The sequence below is a fragment of the Oleiphilus sp. HI0080 genome, from assembly GCF_001635135.1.
Map to the genome: position 1 here is coordinate 1 of NZ_LWFU01000809.1, position 909 is coordinate 909.

Annotated in this window: 1 protein-coding gene; it reads left to right on the top strand. The window is 45.7% G+C overall.

The window, feature by feature from the left end; translation table 11 throughout:
• Positions 1-661: transporter substrate-binding protein (locus A3751_RS16525; RefSeq protein WP_156492552.1), on the top strand; the 661-nt coding region annotated here is incomplete at its 5' end.
• Between the last annotated feature and the right edge of the window lie 248 nt (positions 662-909).

Below are 909 nucleotides of genomic sequence, written 5' to 3' on the forward strand. Positions count from 1 at the left end.
GAGCATTGTAGCGGACATCAAAAAGTTCGGTGCAGAGGGTAAGAANACTGCAGTTGTATCAACCATCAATGGCGATGCGAACGTTCCATTCTACAAAGAGCTTGGCAACCAAGGGATTTCTGCGGAAGACATTCCTGTAGTAGCGTTCTCGGTTGGTGAGGAAGAGCTTGCTGGTCTTGACACTGCGCCTCTAGTTGGCCACTTGGCTGCTTGGAACTACTTTATGAGTGTTGAGTCCGATGCGAATGACGAGTTCATCGAGGCATGGCATTCATACATCGGTAACGAAGATCGCGTTACAAACGACCCAATGGAAGCAACTTATATTGGTTTCAACATGTGGGTTGAGGCGGTAGAGAAAGCCGGTACTACTGACCCATCTGCTGTGCAAGATGCGATCATCGGCGTTTCTGTCCCTAACCTTTCTGGCGGCTTATCGACGATGATGCCAAACCACCATATTACTAAGCCAGTTTTGATCGGCGAGATTCAAGAAGACGGTCAATTCCAGGTTGTGTCGTCTACAAATGGTCTGGTTCAGGGCGATGCATGGTCTGACTTCCTACCAGGTTCAAAAGACGTTATCTCTGATTGGAGAGCGCCTTTGTCTTGTGGTAACTACAACGTTAAGACTGGTAAGTGTTCTGGTCAAAACTTCTAATTACCATAGAAGTGCGAAAAAGGGAGTCTTTGGCTCCCTTCTTTATTCAAACCAACTAAAACAAAAACAATCCAATTTCATCTCCAAGGAACCACCATGGCGAGCCTAAGAAATTGCTTAGGGCGATCGTTTATTGCCCTAATACTTACAATAATGTCCCTGTCAACTCACGCAAATGATACCGGCCTTTACGAGCAAGGCATCGATTTGCTTATAACTGGAAAACTAAAAAAAGTTGAGCAAGGCGT